This window comes from uncultured Amaricoccus sp. (genome assembly GCF_937891315.1).
Taxonomy (GTDB): domain Bacteria; phylum Pseudomonadota; class Alphaproteobacteria; order Rhodobacterales; family Rhodobacteraceae; genus Amaricoccus.
The window spans coordinates 1-17,950 of record NZ_CALAGI010000038.1 but is presented as its reverse complement, the minus strand read 5'-3'; the positions used below and the strand labels follow the sequence as shown (position 1 = coordinate 17,950).

Below are 17,950 nucleotides of genomic sequence, written 5' to 3'. Positions count from 1 at the left end.
GAGCCCCGGCAGGGCACGCCCGTCACGATTTCGCGTAACCTCGAAATCGCGAAGCCGACGTCGCGCATCGCTCGGACGACAGGGGCGCCGCCTTGGGCGGCTTCGCGACGGTCGGGCGGTGAAAGGCGAAGGCGCGGCAATCAAACGGACTTGGCCTGAGACCGCCGCGGAACCCGCGCCATGAGGACGGGCGGCTCGATCCTAATCGCCCGGCAACAGGGTGGAGAGGCTGCCGAGACGCGGTTTGTAATAGGTGACGCGGCGCAGGACGTCGGGCGAGGTGGTCAGGCCGAAGATCGGCGCGAAGGCGTAATATACCTCGGTGACGATCAGCGTTTCGCCCGCGGCCATCTCCAGATCATCCGGCAGGGTCGCCTCGCCGCCGTCCTCGCCGACGTCGCTCTCGATATCGAGCTCGCCGGCGCCGATGCGCTGCCAGTTGACGAGCGCGTCGCCACCCGCTTCGGCGGTGACGCTGGTGATCACCGCGGCGCCGTGATCCGCGAGATCGAAGGGCTGCATCAGATTGCCGAGCGCGAGGAAGATGTCATCGAGCTTCCCCTCGCTCAGCGTCTTGTCGCGGGCGGCGAGGTCGGCGAAGAGGAAGCTGGCGTTCTGCAGCTTCTGGGTCAGCAGCATCATCCGCCCGAACTCGATGGTGCCGGCCGCGAGCAGCACGAGAAACGGCGCCACCAGCGCGAATTCGAGCGCGGAGACGCCACGCCGGTCCCGCCACAATGCCCGGAAAAACCCGCGCATCACACCGGCTCGTTGCGCACGGCGATGCTGGCGACATGCTCGACGCTCTCGCCCATGATATCGCGCAGCAGGGGCGTCATGATCCCCCAGACATAATGCACCCGATAGACCACGATCGCATCCGGCCCGCCCATGCCCGCCTCGCCCATGTCCGCGTCCCAGACGCCGCTGCCATTGATGTCGGTGAAAGGCTCGCCAAGGTCGTAGGAATGATTGCCGTTCTGGTCGGTGAAGGGCTCCGGCTTGCCGATATCGGCGAAGCTCTCGTAGATCAGCGTGTCGATGACCACCCGGTTCATGTCGACGATGCCATAGGTATGCGCCGCGACGATCTCGCGCACATGGTCCTCGCGGCTGACCCCGGGCTCGCGGCCGGTGATGCCGAAGCGCGCGGCCTCGAAGACCGCGGATTCGATCGTCATGTCGATGAAGATCATCACCGCCGTCTCGATGGTCCCGAAGAACAGCAGCAGCAGCACCGGCAGCACCAGCGCGAATTCCAGCGCCGCGACGCCGCGCGCGTCACGCCGAAGGCGGCGGGCGAGGGACGCGGCGCGGCCGGTCATTCGATGATCCTGAGCGAGGCGAGCTGGCCGCCGATCGCCTTGAAGGCGGCCGCCAGCGTCGCATTGTTCGGCGCGTAATAGTACATCCCGGGCAGCGTGGCGCAGTTGCGGAACAGGGTCTGCGCGGCCGCGTCCGGCGTGCCGCCAAAGATGATCGTGTAGATCGTGATGCCCTTCTCCCCTTGCGCCTTCATCGCCGCGCAGGTGCCCGCCATGCGGTTGTCGAGGATCACCCGGCCAGCCGCGCGCTTCTGGCTGTCGCTTCCGGTCACGCCCATCGCCTCGATGCGGCCATAGGCGGTGAAGTCGGAGGCCGGGGTGCCGGAGGCGGTATCCTGATCATGAAACTGGTTGTTGCCGTCGGTCAGGATCACGACGACCTTCTCCATGAGGTCGGTATCGTAATCGAGCGGCAGGGCCGCCGGCGTCGCCCCTCCCCAGACCCCGCGCCACCGCGGCGACAGCGTGCGCCAGCCCCATGAGAGGCCGAGGTTGCCTGTCGTGCCGCCGCGCCCCCAGGCACCCATGTTTCCGATCGCCGTGTCGATCGTGGCCCGCGAGGAGGTGAGCGGCGTGATCGCCGGACCGCAGCCGAGGTTCGGGCCGCGTGGAGCGTTCACGTCGCCGCCGTAGGTCCGATCCGGCTTGATCGTCGGCCATTTGTTGTCTTCGGTCCGGGTGGTCGAGGCGTAGAAGTAGGAATCGAGTTTCAGCGAGCTGAGCGGCGTGTCGTCCGCGTCGTGCGGGCTCGCCTGCGCCATTACGCAGCCCTTCCAGCCGGCGGTCGAATAGCTGGCGATATTGGTCAGTACCCGGTCACCGCTCTTCAGCCAGCCAGTCCGGCCGGAACCGATGTTGACGGTGGCGGTAAAGGGAACGAGGCTCACCCAGAGATTGTCGATTTCCGTATCGTTGCCATAGATGATGTCGATCAGGTCGTAGGCCGCCTGCTGCATGGCATTGAACGGAGCGCCGTTCATCGAGCCGGTATTGTCGAGCACCAGCGCCAGCTCCATGCCGGTGGTCGCGCGCTGGATGACCGTGCGGGCCGCGACATTGACGCTGTCCTGGCCGAAGATGCGCATGAAGAATGTCGGCGCGGTGGCATTGGCCGTCAGGGTCACGAACTGCCGGGTGTCGTCGAGATCGAAGGAGAAATCGGTTACCGTCACGGACGGGTTGGCGCCGAAATTCGCGTCGAAATACATGCGCGCCACGTCGGCGGCGTCGTCGTCGAGCGCGACGCGGGCGGCGGCGAGGCCGGCGGTGTCGAGCGATTTCGTGATGCGGCTCTTCAGCATGTAGCCGAGCGAGGCATCCACCGCGAGACCGATCGATCCGATCAGCGGGATGAGCCCGATCGCGACGAAGATCGCGGTCGCGCCCGCCGTATCGCGGCCAAGCCGGGCCATCCGCGTCCGAAGGGTGGAAAAAATCCGCGAAGGCATCTCGTCAATCCCACTCGTGAATGCTTCGCACCCGGTCCCAATTGGCGGCGTCTGGAGGCCGTTGTTCGCGAGGCGCGACACCAAGACTTTTCTATTGTCGCGGTTAAGGGCGCGCTACGGTGGGTCATTGATCTGTCTAAACATTACATTGATTGCATTTCGAGTTTATCATTTACCAATATTAGGTATGACCGTGGACGCATGCCGGGGCGGCGCGGTACCATCTCCACAACCGTTGGTCTTGTCCGGAGGGTGGTGTCATGGTGCCGGAGCGTCGAAAGAACCCGCGAACGCGCATGCTGCGCCGCGGGCGTATCCTCTATCGCCGGGGACATGGCGCGATCGACTGCGTGATCCTCGACCTGTCCGACGGCGGCGCGCGCCTGGCGCTGAACGGGCTGACCCGCCTGCCCGGCGCGTTCGAGCTTCGACTGGAATCCGGCGCCAGCTTTCCGGCGGCGGTCTCATATCGCCAGGCGGACGCCATCGGCGTCCAGTTCCTCGACGCCCGCGAAGACCCGGCGCCCGACTGAGCGCGCAGGGGATGCGCCACGCGCCGGCCGCCGGCTACGCCTCCGGCGGGACGCGCTTCACGCAGCGAAAGCTCACATGGCCGGTCGAGGTATCGACCGCCTCGGCATGGCGGGCGGCGGGGCGGTAGCGCCGGCAGTAGTTCGGCGCGCAGAGATGCGAGCCGCCCTTCAGCACCTTGCGCCGGATGTTCGGCGCGTTCGGCTCCACGCTCGCCTCCTCCTCCGAAGGACCGCGCGGATTGCGCGGCGCGCAACAGGCCCTGTGCCCGCCCGGATCCGCGTGGCCATCGACATACCAGTCGGCGGTCCATTCCCAGCAATTGCCGATCATGTCGCGCAGGCCATAGCCGTTCGGCGGAAACGCCTCGACCGGCGAGGTCCGCGCATAGCGGTCCTCCAGCAGGTTCTGGTTCGGAAACTCGCCCTGCCAGGTGTTGGCCATGTGCCGGCCACCGGGCGTCAACTCGTCGCCCCAGGCGAATTCGCGGTCCTCGAGCCCGCCGCGCGCGGCGAATTCCCATTCCGCCTCGGTCGGCAGCGCCTTGCCGGCCCAGGCCGCGTAGGCCTCGGCGTCGGCATAGCCGACATGCACCACCGGATGATCCTCGATGCCCTTGATCGAGCTGCCCGGCCCCAGCGGATGGCGCCAGTCCGCGCCATGCGCCACCCGCCACCAGACCAGCGGATCCTTGTGGCTCGTCACCCGATAGGCGGGCGGCGTGAAGACGAGGGAGCCGGGCGCCAGATCGGCCTTGCTGGCCCCGGGATACTGCGCGGGATCAAGCGCGCGCTCGGCCAGCGTCACATGGCCCGTCGCCTCGACGAACCGCCGGAAACGCCGGTTGGTGACCGGCGTCCGGTCCATCCAGAAGCCGTCCACCACCACCTCGTGCGCCGGCCGCTCGTCGGGATAATGCGCGTCCGATCCCATGCGAAACCGGCCGCCCGGCACCCAGATCATGCCGGGTTCCACCGCCGCCTTCGCCCCCGTTTTCACCGGAGCCTCCGCCCCCGCCATGCCGCCCATCCCCGGATAAAGGCGCCCGAGCCTAGGCCACCGCCGCGCGCTTGTCCACGCGCCAGCCGGCCTCGCGCCAGCTCACGCACTCCTTCCCTCCACGATCTCGACCGTCGGCGAGATCGTGACGGTCATGCCCTGCCGGGGGCATGACCGTTTTCAACGGCCAAGCCGGGCATGCCCGCCACGATTTGCACGCTCCGGAGAAATCGTCACCCCTCGCACCCTCCGCAAGCTTGCTCCGGGCGCGCGACCGCGGCGACCTGCCACTGGCAGGTCGGCAAGACGCGGCCGCGAGAGATATCGGCGGCGATCCACGCGCCCCCCCGGCGCGGCAAGTCCAACCCCCTCTGGCAAGCCCGCGGCGAATGGCCTATCTGGGGCGGGCCTGTCCATCGGGGAACCTCATGGCCCGTGTCCTGATCACGTCCGCGCTGCCCTATATCAACGGCGTCAAGCATCTCGGCAATCTGGTGGGAAGCCAGCTTCCGGCGGATGTCTATGCCCGCTACCTGCGCGCCCGCGGCCACGAGGTGCTGTTCATCTGCGCCACCGACGAGCATGGCACCCCGGCCGAACTCGCCGCCGCCAAGGCTGGCGAGCCGGTCGCGGACTATTGCGCGCGCCTCTGGCAGGTGCAGAAGGATCTCGCCGACGGTTTCGCCTTGAGCTTCGATCATTTCGGCCGCTCCTCCTCGACCCGCAACCACCGGCTGACCCAGCATTTCGCCGGCCGGCTCGCCGACGCCGGCCTGATCGAGGAGATCTCGGAGCGGCAGGTCTATTCGATCGACGACGGCCGGTTCCTGCCCGACCGCTATATCGAAGGCACCTGCCCGAACTGCGGCTATCCTCGCGCCCGCGGCGACCAGTGCGAGAACTGCACCAAGCAGCTCGACCCGACCGAGCTGATCGAGCCGCGCTCGGCGATCTCAGGGAGCACCAATCTCGAAGTGCGCGAGACCAAGCACCTGCATCTGCGGCAGTCGAAGCTGCGCGACGAATTGCGCGCCTGGATCGCCGCCAAGACCGACTGGCCGCTGCTCTCGACCTCGATCGCGCTGAAATGGCTGGACGACGGCGACGGCCTTCAGGATCGCGGCATCACCCGCGATCTCGACTGGGGCATCCCGGTCCGCCGCGGGACCGACCCGTGGCCCGGCATGGAGGGCAAGGTCTTCTATGTCTGGTTCGACGCGCCGATCGAATATATCGCCGCCACCGCCGAATGGGCCGACGCGACCGGCCAGCCCGACGCCGCCTGGCAACGCTGGTGGCGCGAGGATCTCGGCGCCTCGGACGTGCGCTACGTCGAATTCATGGGCAAGGACAATGTGCCGTTCCACACGCTCAGTTTCCCGGCCACCATCCTCGGCGCCAATTTCGACGGCGCCGAGCCGTGGAAGCTGGTCAACTACATCAAGTCCTTCAACTACCTGAACTACGACGGCGGCAAGTTCTCGACCTCGCAAGGCCGCGGCATCTTCATGGACCAGGCGCTCGGGATCCTGCCGTCGGACTACTGGCGCTGGTGGCTGATGTCGAACGTCCCCGAGGGCAATGACAGCAACTTCACCTGGGAGAGCTTTCAGGCCGGCGTGAACAAGGATCTCGCCGATGTGCTCGGCAATTTCGTCAGCCGGGTGACCAAATTCGCCCATGCCCGCTTCGGCGCCACACTTCCCGGCACGCCGCCGACCGAGCCGTCGAGCCCGACCTGCCTCGCCGATTTCTCCGAATGGAGCCCCGCCGAACGGGCGGTGGCGGAGGATCTCGCCCGCCGGATCGCGGCCTATGAGGCCAATCTGGAGGCAATGGAACTGCGCAAGGCCGCGCAGGAACTGCGCGCGATCTGGGTCGTCGGCAACGAATATCTGCAATCGGCCGCGCCCTGGACCGCGATCAAGACCGATCCCGCCCGCGCCGCCGCGATCACCCGCTTCGCCTTCAACCTGATCCGGCTCTACGCCGTGCTGAGCCGCCCGTTCCTGCCCGACACCGCGGACCGGATGCTGGCCGCCCTCGGCCTCGCGGACGCGGACTGGCCCACCGATCTCGAAGCCGCCCTCCGCGCCTTGCCCGCCGGCCATGGCTTCGAAGTCCCGCCCGTGCTCTTCGCCAAACTCGACGACACCCGCCGCGCCGAACTCGAAACCCGCTTCGCCGGCGTCTGAGGGCGGTCCGTCCGCCGCGCATCTCATACCGGATCCGCTTGACTGGTTCGGATCGGGATGTCTTCGCGGACCGCTCTTAGGGGGCGCCAGTGGCGCGCCCGCGGTTCGCGCGCCCGCAGCAAGCTTGCGGCGGGCGCGAGGGGTGCAAATTTCCCCGAACGGCTGAATCGGGGCGGGTGTGCCCGGCTTGACCGTCGCAGACGGTCATGCCCCCGTCACGCCGAAGGCGTGCCTCCGGCACGGCAGGGCACGCCCGTCACGATTTCGCGTAACCTCGAAATCGCGCAGTGAAGGCGAAGGCGAAGCAATCAAACGGATTTGGTATCGTATCAGTTGCCACCGGTATCGCCGACCCTGGCGGATAAACCGGTGGCGCCGAGGTCTCCTCAGAACTGGTCCAGCAGGCGGCGCAGATAGTCGAGTTCCAGCGGCGGGCGGGAAAACTCGCCGGCGCGGCGGCGGATCTCGTCGAGCAGATCCCGCGCGCGGGCGGCGGAATTCGCGCCCGGCAGCATGTTCTGGTCGGTCCCGACGCCGCCCCGCGTGCCGAGCGGCCGGCCAAGCGGATCATCGCCGCCCTCGGCCCGCGCCGCTCCCTCGCGCCCGCCCTGGCCGCGCTGGCCGCGCTGGCCGCCCTCGGCCCGGCGCATGTCCTCGTCAATCTCGCGCATGCCCTCGCGCAGCCGGTCGATCGCACCGGCCTGACGGTCGAGCGCGCCGGAGGTGTCGCCCTCGTTCAGCCGGTCGCGCGCCTCGCCCATGTCGCGCTCCGCCTCGCGCAGCGCCTCGCGCGCCGCTTCGCCGGCGTCGCCGGGCAGGTCGCGGCGCATCCCCTCCATCAGGTCGCGCAGCGCCTCCTGCCGCTCGGCCAGATCGCGCGAACCGCCCTTCCCCTCGCCCTGATCCTGGCCCGGCTCGGAGCCATCGCCGCCGTCGCGCCCCTCGCGAAACTCGCGCTGGAGCTGGTCGAAGGACTCGTCCGCCAGCCCCTGTTGCTCGCGAAGCGTGTCGGCGAGCCCCTGCATCGTCCGCTGGCCCGGCCCGTCCCGCCCCTGGCCCTCGCCGCCCTGGCCCATCCGCATTTGCATGTTCTCCAGCAACTGCTGCAACATGCTCAGGAGCTGCTCGGCCTCGGCCTTGCGGCCCTGCTCGCTCAGCTCCTGGATGCGGTCCATCAGCTCCTGGATCTGGTTCTGCGTCATGGTCTGGCCCGGCGGCGGCGCCTCGGCCTGTTGCTGGTCGCCGCGCTCGATCGCCTCGCGCGCCATCTGCTGCATATAGTCCTGCGTCGCCTGGCGCAGCTCGTCCATCAGGCGGGCGATCTCCTCGTCCGAGGCATCGTTCTTCAGCGCCTCCGACAGACGCTCCTTCGCCCGTTCGAGCCGCGCCTTCGCATCGCCGAGATCGCCCTCCTCGATCTGCAGCGCGGCCTGCCACAAAGCCTCCGCCACCTCCTCGACCATGGCCGGCACGTCGCCGTTATCCTCCGCCACGGCCAGCTCGCGGATCGCGACCCGCACGACCAGATAGGCGCGCGGATCGTCGAACACATCCTCGGGCCGGTAGGTCACCGCCCGCAGCACCCGCGTCACCCGGGGGGCGTTCTCCGGCGACCACAGCAGGTCGCGGCGCTGCTCGATCAGCGCGGCGGCCAGCGGGTCGTAGAACCGCCGACCCGGCAGCACGGTGGCGATCGGCCCGCTGCTCCCCGTCTGGCCGAGCCCGTCCTCGGCGGTCAGGGTCAGGGTGACCGGCAGACCGGCCCAGGGGTTCTTCGAGAAATCCTCGACCAGCGTCTCGCTGACCTCGGCGCCCGCGCCCCGCATCGGCAGCGGCAGATCCACGGCCAGCGGCGGCCGCGCCACCGGATCGACCGCGAGCCCGTAGCGCCGGTCCACCCTGCCGAGATCGAGGGTGATTTCCGCCCGCGCCCCCGCGATGCCATAATCGTCCTCGGCACGATAGCCGAGCCGCGTCTCGCCGGTCGGCCCGCGCTCCACCGGATTGGAGAGCGCGATGGTCGGCGGCTGATCCGGCTCCATCAGGAACTGCCATTGCCCGAGGGTCCGGCCGCGCTGCGACAGGGTGACGCCACCGTCCCGCGTCACCTCGAACTCGGCGATCGCGATCCCGGGCGCCACTTCGGTCAGCGCGGGCGGCTTCGGCGGCGGCGGCGGACCATCCGTCTCCGGCACCCCGGCGGGCACGAGGCCGACATCGGCGACGGTCTGCGCCAGTTCGAACCGTGACAGATCGCCATAGGCGCGCAGGGTGATCCTGGTGCCGACCGGAACGCTCACCGGCCGGTCGGCGGGAACCTCGGGCAGATAGAGCGTCGGGCGCCCGGTATAGCCCGGCGGCTCGGCCCAGCCCTCGAAGCTCGGGCCGGTCGCCATCGCCGTCCCGCCGCCGGGCGCCAGCGCCGCCGGCACGCCGACCAGCCCCTCGCCGCGCGCGAAGACCGCCGCCGCGATCAGCGCCACCAGCGCGGCCAGCCGCAGCGCCCAGGGATCGCGCGTGGCGAGCCGCGGATCCGGCCCCACGGGCCGCGCCCCGAGCGTGGCGCGCCGCATCCGCGCGATATGCGCCGCCCAGACCGCCCGCGCCCCCGGATCCTCCGCGCCGAGCGCGGCGGTGTCGCGCAGCGCCGCCAGCGGCCGCCCGGGCAGGGTCGCATCGACCCGCGCCCGCGCATCCGCCTCGCTCGGCCAGCGCACCGCGCGGATACCGGTCACCAGGAAATAGGCGATTCCGCCGACGCCCAGCGCCAGCGCCAGCACAAGCTCGCCGCGCGACAGGATCTCGGGGAGGCCGAAGGCGAGCGCCGCCCAGAAAACGGCGAGGAAGGAACCGAGCGGCCAGAAGGCCCGCGACAGGGTCTCGACCATCATCCCGACCCGCGTCCGGCGCACCACGGCGCCGAGCGGATCCGGTCCGTCGCCCAATGTCTCCGGCGATGCCTCCGGCTGGTCCCTGCCCGTCATCAGCCCCGCTTTCATGCCGGGCGCGCTCTGAGCCGGGCAAGCCTAGTCTAACCGATCCAGTCCGGGATGGTATCCCGGCTGAGGATTTCGTCAAAGCTCGGGCGCGCCCGCACCACGGCATAGTGATCGCCGGAGACCAGCACTTCTGGCACCAGCGCGCGCGTATTGTATTCCGACGCCATCACCGCGCCATAGGCCCCGGCGGAGCGGAAGGCGACCAGATCGCCCTCGCCGACGAAGGGCATGGGACGCGCCGTTGCGAAGGTATCTCCGGTTTCGCAGACCGGCCCGACGATATCGATCGGAGCCAGCTCCGCCCCCGCCTCCGGCTCGCTCACCGGCACGATATCGTGCCAGGCGTCGTACATCGCCGGACGGACGAGGTCGTTCATCGCCGCGTCGAGGATCAGGAAATCCCGCCCCTCGCCGCGCTTGCGCCAGATGACCCGCGACAGCAGCACGCCGGCGTTGCCGGCGATCAGCCGTCCCGGCTCGATCTCGATCTCGCAGCCGAGATGCCCAAGCGTCCGACGGATCACCGCGCCATAGTCGAAGGGCAGCGGCGGCGCCTGATTGTCGCGCCGGTAGGGAATGCCGAGCCCGCCGCCGAGATCGAGCCGCCGGATATCGTGCCCATCCGCGCGCAGTTCGGCGGTCAGCGCGGCGACCTTGGCAAAGGCGGCCTCGTAGGGCGCGAGATCGACCAGCTGGCTGCCGATATGCACATCGATCCCCACCACCGCGATCCCGGCGAGCGCCGCGGCCTCGGCATAGACGGCGCGGGCGCGGGCGATCGGGATGCCGAACTTGTTCTCCGACTTGCCGGTGGCGATCTTGGCATGCGTCTTCGCATCGACGTCCGGATTGACCCGGATCGCGATCGGCGCCCTGAGACCCATCTCGCGCGCCACCGCGTCGAGCGCGAAAAGTTCCGGCTCGCTCTCGACATTGAACTGGCGGATGCCCTGCCCGAGCGCCAGCCGCATCTCGTCCCGCGTCTTGCCGACGCCGGAAAACACGATCCGCTCGCCCGGCACGCCGGCGGCGCGCGCGCGCAGATACTCGCCGCCCGAGACGACGTCCATCCCCGCCCCGAGCCGGCCCAGCAGCCTCAGCACCGCCAGGTTGGAATTGGCCTTCATCGCATAGCAGATCAGATGATCGAGCCCGGCCAGCGCCTCCTCGAACACCCGGAAATGCCGGGTCAGCGTCGCCGCGGAATAGACATAGACCGGCGTCCCCACCGCCGAGGCGATCTCGGGCAGCGGTACGTCCTCGGCGCGCAGCACGCCGTCCCTGTAGAGAAAATGATCCATTGCCCGCGCGCGTCCCGGAACCCGACGCCGGTGCCTAGCCCTCCCGCCACGGGGAATCAAGCCGCCGGTCGCCGCGCGGCGCGTGCCTGTCCGGGTTGACCATAATATGTGACCAGTTTAGTCAGGATTCGAAATGACGAAAACGTGAAGGGCATGCAATGGGTGCGATCGAGCAGATGGGCCGGGCGGCGGCGATCATTCTCCTGCCGTCGGCGGCGATGGCGCAGGACGGGACAACCGCGATCCAGTTGCCGACGATCGAGGTCGAGGCGATCGGATCGAGCGACGTCGGACCGGACATCGGCTATGTCGCCGGAAACACGACCACCGGCTCGAAGACCGACACGCCGATCGATCTCATCCCGCAATCGGTCTCGGTCGTCACCGAGCAGGAGATGGTCGATCGCGACGTAGAGGAACTGGAGAACGCCCTCGGATACACCGCCGGCGTCACGCCCTCGATCTGGGGCACGGACGAACGGTTCGACAGCTTCCTGATCCGCGGCTTCGATGTCGGCCCCTACGGCATCTATCGCGACGGGCTGGCGCAGAAGGTCATCGGCTTCTCCGGCTTCCGGATCGAGCCCTACGGCGCCCAGCGCGTCGAGGTGCTGCGCGGCCCGGCCGGCACGCTCTATGGCGAGAACAATCCGGGCGGCCTCGTCAATATCGTCACCAAGCGGCCGCAATTCGAAACCTTCCGCGAAGCGGCGATCAGCTACGGCTCCTTCGACACGCTCGAGGCGAAGTTCGACCTGACCGGCCCGCTCGGCGACGGCGGAACCCTCGCCTATCGCCTGACCGGCCTCTTCCGCGACGGAAACGGCCAGCTCGAGAATTCGCCGAACGACCGGGTCTATATCGCCCCCGCGCTGACCTGGCAGCCGGACGACGCGACCTCGCTGACCATCCTCGCCAATATCCAGAACGACGAGATGTCGCCCGCCTTCAACTTTCCGGTCGCCGGCATGGATTTTCCCGACGATGTGACGCCGCCGCCGGCCTGGTTCGACAACACCATGCCGCCATGGTCGCGCTATCACGCCAACATCGCGCAGGCCGGCTATCTCTTCTCGCACGAGATCGACGAAAACTGGACCATCCGCCAGAACGTCCGCTATTCCCGTCAGAAGACCGACTATCGCGATCTCTACTTCGCCGGAATGGTCGATGCCACGACCATGGCGATGTCCGCCTTCACCGTGAACGAGACGGCGGAGGTCTTCGCCGCCGACAATCAGGCCCAGTATGAATTCGAGCTCGGCGCCAGCCAGAACACGCTGCTGCTCGGCGCCGACTACAACCTTTCCACCGTCGACGGTGACATGGGATATGACGACGGCCTGCCGGACAGCGGGAACAATCCGAACCTTCAGATGCCGCTCGCCGACCCGAACTACGATGATCTCGTCATCGCCGACCCGCCCCCCTTCCAGGACGGCAAGCAGACGATCGAGCAGGCCGGCCTCTATCTCCAGAACCAGAGCCAGATCGGCGCGCGCACGCATGTGACCCTCGGCCTGCGCCAGGCCTTCATCGACAACCGAAACGAAGACCGGCTGAGTGGCGTGAACACCTCCCAGCGCGACAACCCCTTCATCTGGAACCTCGGGGTGAACTACGCGCTCGACAACGGCCTCACCCCCTATGCCGGCTATTCCACCGGATTTGTCACCAACATCGGCACCAATGCCGAGGGCGATCTCTACCAGCCGAGCGAATCCGAACAGATGGAGATCGGCCTGAAATTCCGCCCGTCGAACTTCGACGGCTTCTTCACCGCCGCGCTCTTCAACATCACCAATTCCAACGTGCTGACCACCGATCCCGAAAATCCGAACTTTTCCGTGCAGACCGGCGAGGTCCGGCACCGCGGGCTGGAACTGGAAGGCAATTTCGACCTCGGCGACGGTCTTTCCGGAGTCGCGACCTATACCTATATCGACGCCGAGATCACCGCGAACAACGACGGCTACGTCGGCAACCGCCCGAGCCTCGTGCCCGAGCATCAGGCTTCGGTCTGGGCCAACTACGCCATGCCCGAGGGACGGTTCGAGGGCCTCAGCTTCGGCGCCGGCCTGCGCTACGTCGGCCAGACCTTCGGCGACGATTCAAACCTGATCACGGTGCCGTCCTACACCCTGGCCGACGCGGCGATCCGCTATGCCCGCGGCCGGCTCGAAGGTTCGATCAACGCGACCAACCTGTTCGACAAGAGCTATTACGCCACCTGCTACGCCGGCGGCGGCTGCATCGCCGGCGACGAGCGCGTGATCACCGCGATGCTGACCGCGCGCTTCTGACGCGCGGCTCGGCCCGTCCGTGATTGGTTCGGATCGAGATATCTCCGCGGACCGCTCTTCGGGGGCGCCAGTGGCGCGCCCGCGGTCCGCGCGCCCGGAGCAAGCCTGCGCAGGGCGCGAGGGGTGACGATTTCCCCGGAAGGGTTGAATCGGGGCGGGTGTGCCCGGCTTGACCGTTGAAGACGGGCGAGCCCCGGCAGGGCACGCCCGTCACGATTTCGCGTAACCTCGAAATCGCGCGGTGGAAGCTCGGACGTCGCGCATCGCCCCGGCGTTGTCGGCCAGCGTCAGGGACATCGACAAGGGCGCCGCCTTGGGCGGCCATACGAGGTCCGGGCGGTGCAAGGCGCGGGCATGGGCGAAGCAATCAAACGGATTTGGTATCAACCCAGCCGTTCGAGCAGGGCCATGGCGGCGGCCGGGTTTCGCTCCTTCGCACCGCTGATCACATAAAGCAGGACCTCGCGCGCCACGCCGTCGGCGCCGCCGCTCAGCGGCGCGAACCCCTCGGCGGCCCCGCCGTCGGCCCAGGCCCTGGCGCGAGCGGCCCAGGCGTCGAGATCGGACGGCGCATAGCCCGCGGCTTCCTCCGCCCGCGTCCCCATGATCCGGGCATAGACGAAGGGCGCGGTCGGATCGGCGATCACCGGAAAATCGGCATCGCCCGCCACCACCGCCGCCACGCCATGGCCGCGGATGAGGTCGACGAAGTCCGGCACGGCAAAGCTCGGATGGCGGACCTCGACCACGTGCCGGATCGCCCGCCCCTCGACGGATTTCGGCAGCAGTTTCAGGAACGCCTCGAAATCCTCGGGATCGAATTTCTTGGTGGCCATGAACTGCCAGTTCACCGGCCCGAGCTTGTCGCCGAGTTCCAGCACCCCGCTGGCGAAGAAGCGCGCGATCGACTCACCGGCTTCGGCCAGCACCTTGCGGTTGGTCGCGAAGCGCGGCGCCTTCAGCGAGAACAGGAAATCGTCCGGCGTCTCGTCGTGCCATTTGCGGAAGCTTTCCGGCTTCTGCGAACCGTAATAGGTGCCGTTGATCTCGATCGTGGTGACCGCGCGGCTGGCATATTCCAGCTCGCGCTTCTGGGCGAGACCCTCGGGATAGAAGGCGCCGCGCCAGGGCTCGAAGGTCCAGCCGCCGACCCCGACCCGGATCCGGCCGCTCATGACCCGAGCGCCGCCAGGATGCGGACCCAGGAGCGGATGCCCTTGCGGAAGCTTTCCAGCTCGTATTTCTCGTTCGGGCTGTGGATCGCATCGTCATTGAGGCCGAAGCCGACCATGACGACCTCGACGCCGAGCTTGTTCTTGATCAGCGTCGTCACCGGGATCGAGCCGCCGCCGCCGATGAACGCGGCCTCCTTGCCCCATTCGGCCGTGAGCGCGGCCTGCGTCGTCTGGAACACCGGCCCCGAAGTGTCGAAGGCGACGGCGGTGCCGGAGCCGTGCTCATGGAACTCCACCTCGCAGTCGGCGGGCAGGCGATCGCGGACATGGGCGCGGAAGGCGGCGCGCACCTTGCGCGGATCCTGGTCGAAGACGAGACGGAACGACACCTTGGCATGCGCCTCGGCCGGGATCACCGTCTTGAAGCCGGCGCCCTGATAGCCGCCGCCCATGCCGTTCACCTCGGCCGTCGGCCGCGACCAGGTCATTTCCAGCACCGAGCGCCCCGTCTCGCCCGCCGGCACCGAGAGGCCGATTTCGCCGAGGAAGGCGGCCGGATCGAAATCGAGCCTGGCCCAGCTGTCGCGCAAGGTTGCGGGGAGTTCCGGCACCCCGTCGTAGAAGCCGGCGAGCGTGACACGGCCCGCGTCGTCGTGCAGATCGGCGAGGATCCGCGCGAGCACATGGTTCGGATTGGCGGCGGCCGAGCCGTAGAAGCCGGAATGCAGGTCACGGCTGGCGGCGCGGATCACGATCTCCTCGCCGCAGAGGCCGCGCAAGCTGGTGGTGATCGCCGGGGTTTCCCTGTCCCACATGCCGGTGTCGCAGATCAGCGCGATGTCGGCGCGGAGCTCGTCGAGATTGGCATCGAGGAACGGCGGCAGGTTGGCGCCGCCGGATTCCTCCTCGCCCTCCAGCAGGATCGTCACCGGCAGCGGCAGCGCGCCCGTCACCTTCTTCCACGCGCGGCAGGCCTCGACGAAGGTCATCAGCTGGCCCTTGTCGTCGGCGGTGCCGCGGCCGACCAGCATCTTCGATCCGTCGGGGCGGGTGACGATCGCCGGTTCGAACGGGTCGGAATGCCAGAGCTCCAGCGGATCAACCGGCTGCACGTCGTAATGGCCGTAGAACAGCACGGACGGCCCGTCCCCCGTCCGGTGGTGGCCGACCACCATCGGATGGCCGGCGGTATCGCGGACGGCGGCCTCGAAACCGATCTCCCGCAGATCCGCGGCGTGCCATTCGGCGCAGGCGCGCGTCTCGGCGGCGTAGGCCGGATCGGTCGAAATCGACTTCAGCCGCAACGTGACGAACAACCGTGCGAGCGCGGCCTCGAGACCGGCGTCGACCTCCGCGAGAACGGTGTCGAGATCGGACGCGACGATGGTACCGGACATTGGGATCCCCTTGGCATTTCGCCCCAGCATAGCCCCCCTCCGCGGGGCCGCAATGGCAAGTCGGGAGGGTCGGGTCAGAAGGGCCAGATCAGCGGCACGGCGAAGACGGCGATCACGAAGAACCAGATCATCATCGGCGGGCCGAACTTCCAGTAGTCGCCGAACCGGTAGCCGCCCGGCTCCATCACCATCAGGTTGGTCGGAGTCGCGACCGGCGTGAGGAACGCGGCCGCGAGGGTCATCAGCACCGGCCGCGGCGAGACGCCCATCCGCGGCGGCCGGCATCCTCGCCGCCGGCGGGATTCCGCTCGGCCCGGCCCAGGGGAAAGCGCTGGCTGAGAATGGCGGCGTGGTTGCGGCCAATGTCCCCGAGCCAGCGCGAGAATCGATCCGGCCTGATTCTCCGTCGTGGTCGTGCTGCTCGCCGCCGCTCCGGCCGGGATGATCGACCTCCGGGGGATCGGGCGCGGCTGTTCGGCAAGCTCGCGCAGCCGCCGAGGCGGGCCGATGCGATGCTGGTCGCCCATGACGAACCGCGGGCATCGAGGCCTGGCGGACAGATCTGTCCGCCCTACGGACCGGGCGCCTATTTCGTGCCGAACATGCGGTCGCCGGCGTCGCCGAGACCGGGGACGATATAGCCCTTGTCGTTCAGCCGCTCGTCGAGCGCGGCGGTGATGACGCGCACGTCCGGATGGGCGCTCGCCATGCGCGCGACACCCTCCGGCGCGGCGAGCAGGCAGAGAAAGCGGATGTCGGTCGCCCCCTGTTCCTTCAGCAGGGTCACGGCGGCGGCGGAGGAATTGCCCGTGGCGAGCATCGGATCGAGCACGATCGTCACCCGCGCCTGGAGATCGGCCGGCACCTTGGAATAATATTGTACCGGCAGCAGGGTCGCCTCGTCGCGATAGAGGCCGATATAGCCGACGCGGGCCGAGGGGATGAGCTCCAGCACGCCGTCGAGCAAGCCGTTGCCGGCGCGCAGGATCGAGATCAGCGCCAGCTTCTTGCCCTTCAGCACCGGCGCGTCCATTTCGGTCAGTGGCGTCTCGATCGATTTCGTCGTCATCGGCAGGTCGCGCGTGACCTCGTAGGCGAGCAGCAGCGAGATTTCGCGCAACAACTGGCGAAAGCTCGCGGTCGAGGTGTCGGACTCGCGCATCAGCGTCAGCTTGTGCTGGATCAGCGGGTGGTCGACGACGGTCAGATGCTCGAAAGCCGGTGCGGTCACGGGGTCTCTCCGGTCAGGCGCGCGAGGATCGCCGCGCGGGTGGCCTCGTCACAGAAGGCGGCGGCGGCCGCCGCCCGGTTCATGCCGTCGAAATCCGCCGCCGTCCAGTCGAAGGTCCAGGCCAGCGCGGCGTATTCGCGCGGAAGGTCGGTGTGGAAATAGGGCGGATCGTCGGTGGAGATGGTCACGGCCACCCCCGCGGCGCGCAACGGCTCGATCGGATGATCGCGCCAGCTCGGAAAGAGGCCGAGCGCGAGATTGGAGCCCGGGTTCACCTCCAGGACGATCCCCTCGGCGGCGAGGCGGCGCACGAGATCGGGATCCTCGATCGCCCGGACGCCGTGGCCGATCCGGCTGACCGGCAGCGCGTCGAGCGCGGCGCGCACGCTCTCGGCACCCAGAAGCTCGCCGGCATGGACGGTGAGGCCGAGTCCGGCTTCCGCCGCGATGGCGAAGGCGCGGGCATAGTCGGCCGGCTCTCCGAACCCCTCCTCGCCCGCCATGCCGAAGCCGGTGACGAGGCCACCGGCGGTCTCCGCCGTCAGGCGCGCGGTGGCCTCGGCGCGTTCGGGGCCGAGATGGCGGATGGCGATCGGGATGAACCGTGCCTCGATCCCATGCGCGGCCCGGGCGTTCCGCGCTCCCTCGGTCATCGCCGCGAGATGGTCGCGCCAGGCGGCCGTGTCGTCGTCCCGGCGCAAGTCGGGGGCGAGGAAGATTTCGGTATAGATCACCCCATCGGCGGCGGATTTCGCCAGCACCGCCTCCACCAGCCGGCGATAGTCGTCGGCGGCGCGGAGCACGGAGCTGGCCGCTTCGTAGACCTTCAGGAAATCCGCGAAGTCGGTCCAGGCATAGGCGCCGGCCTCGTCGAAGACGCCCACGAGGTCCGTACCCTGCTCCGCCGCGAGCGCGCGGATGAAATCGGGCGGCGCGGCGCCTTCCAGATGCAGATGCAGCTCGACCTTGGGCTGGCGCCGCCAGACCGTCACAGAAAACTTCTTCCGTGCCGGCCCGGCGGGAGGCCGAGATGCGCCGCGAGCGTC

Annotated in this window: 14 protein-coding genes; 3 read left to right on the top strand and 11 right to left on the bottom strand. The window is 68.6% G+C overall.

All coding sequences use genetic code 11. The features are described 5' to 3' along the window. Positions 1-201: 201 nt before the first annotated feature. Genes Q0480_RS02885 through Q0480_RS02875 form a run of 3 tightly spaced genes read right to left on the bottom strand, consistent with a single transcriptional unit; the run spans position 202 to position 2,773 of the window. Positions 202-759: a TadE/TadG family type IV pilus assembly protein gene (locus Q0480_RS02885; RefSeq protein ID WP_299130438.1), complete on the bottom strand. Its 558-nt coding sequence runs from the start codon at positions 757-759 to the stop codon at positions 202-204. Continuing rightward, positions 759-1,325, bottom strand: coding sequence for a TadE family protein (locus Q0480_RS02880; protein WP_299130436.1), 567 nt, complete (start codon positions 1,323-1,325; stop codon positions 759-761). Before Q0480_RS02880 ends, Q0480_RS02885 begins: the two co-directional genes overlap by 1 nt. Then, positions 1,322-2,773 carry a pilus assembly protein TadG-related protein gene (locus tag Q0480_RS02875; protein WP_299130434.1) on the bottom strand — a complete coding sequence of 484 codons (1,452 nt, stop codon included), beginning with the start codon at positions 2,771-2,773 and terminating at the stop codon, positions 1,322-1,324. The genes Q0480_RS02880 and Q0480_RS02875 overlap by 4 nt, the downstream gene beginning before the upstream one ends. A gap of 260 nt (positions 2,774-3,033) precedes the next feature. Between Q0480_RS02875 and Q0480_RS02870 the strand changes: the two genes are divergently transcribed. Continuing rightward, positions 3,034-3,306, top strand: a complete 273-nt coding sequence (locus Q0480_RS02870) for a PilZ domain-containing protein (protein WP_299130432.1) — start codon at positions 3,034-3,036, stop codon at positions 3,304-3,306. A gap of 34 nt (positions 3,307-3,340) precedes the next feature. Here the strand turns inward: Q0480_RS02870 and Q0480_RS02865 are convergent, their stop codons facing one another. Beyond that, a complete protein-coding gene (locus Q0480_RS02865) occupies positions 3,341-4,303 on the bottom strand; it encodes a formylglycine-generating enzyme family protein (RefSeq protein WP_299130430.1) in 963 nt (320 codons plus the stop codon). 428 nt (positions 4,304-4,731) lie between these two features. On the opposite strand from Q0480_RS02865, the gene metG reads away from it, so the two are divergent. Next, the gene (gene metG, locus Q0480_RS02860) at positions 4,732-6,498 is read left to right on the top strand and encodes a methionine--tRNA ligase (RefSeq protein WP_299130428.1); all 1,767 of its coding nucleotides are present in this window, start codon (positions 4,732-4,734) and stop codon (positions 6,496-6,498) included. Between the two features lie 386 nt (positions 6,499-6,884). On the opposite strand, the gene Q0480_RS02855 is transcribed toward metG, so the two are convergent. Together Q0480_RS02855 and lysA are read right to left on the bottom strand one after the other, a co-directional pair. Then, positions 6,885-9,482: a TIGR02302 family protein gene (locus tag Q0480_RS02855; protein ID WP_299130426.1), complete on the bottom strand. Its 2,598-nt coding sequence runs from the start codon at positions 9,480-9,482 to the stop codon at positions 6,885-6,887. A 47-nt stretch (positions 9,483-9,529) separates the two neighbouring features. Next, entirely contained in the window at positions 9,530-10,798 is a 1,269-nt protein-coding gene (gene lysA / locus Q0480_RS02850) for a diaminopimelate decarboxylase (protein WP_299130424.1), read from the bottom strand. A gap of 158 nt (positions 10,799-10,956) precedes the next feature. On the opposite strand from lysA, the gene Q0480_RS02845 reads away from it, so the two are divergent. After that, positions 10,957-13,101 carry a TonB-dependent siderophore receptor gene (locus tag Q0480_RS02845; RefSeq protein ID WP_299130421.1) on the top strand — a complete coding sequence of 715 codons (2,145 nt, stop codon included), beginning with the start codon at positions 10,957-10,959 and terminating at the stop codon, positions 13,099-13,101. A gap of 383 nt (positions 13,102-13,484) precedes the next feature. Here Q0480_RS02845 and Q0480_RS02840 read toward each other — a convergent pair whose 3' ends face one another. The 5 genes from Q0480_RS02840 to Q0480_RS02820 form a co-directional block, all read right to left on the bottom strand. Then, positions 13,485-14,276, bottom strand: coding sequence for a DUF72 domain-containing protein (locus Q0480_RS02840; RefSeq protein WP_299130419.1), 792 nt, complete (start codon positions 14,274-14,276; stop codon positions 13,485-13,487). Next, positions 14,273-15,673 (bottom strand): M20/M25/M40 family metallo-hydrolase, encoded by a 1,401-nt coding sequence (locus tag Q0480_RS02835; protein ID WP_299130417.1) that lies wholly within the window; start codon positions 15,671-15,673, stop codon positions 14,273-14,275. Before Q0480_RS02835 ends, Q0480_RS02840 begins: the two co-directional genes overlap by 4 nt. Positions 15,674-15,747: 74 nt before the next feature. Continuing rightward, positions 15,748-15,915, bottom strand: coding sequence for a hypothetical protein (locus Q0480_RS02830; RefSeq protein WP_299130415.1), 168 nt, complete (start codon positions 15,913-15,915; stop codon positions 15,748-15,750). Between the two features lie 344 nt (positions 15,916-16,259). Further along, positions 16,260-16,904 (bottom strand): uracil phosphoribosyltransferase, encoded by a 645-nt coding sequence (upp, locus tag Q0480_RS02825; RefSeq protein ID WP_299130413.1) that lies wholly within the window; start codon positions 16,902-16,904, stop codon positions 16,260-16,262. Then, positions 16,901-17,896 (bottom strand): adenosine deaminase, encoded by a 996-nt coding sequence (locus tag Q0480_RS02820; RefSeq protein WP_299130411.1) that lies wholly within the window; start codon positions 17,894-17,896, stop codon positions 16,901-16,903. The genes upp and Q0480_RS02820 overlap by 4 nt, the downstream gene beginning before the upstream one ends. Between the last annotated feature and the right edge of the window lie 54 nt (positions 17,897-17,950).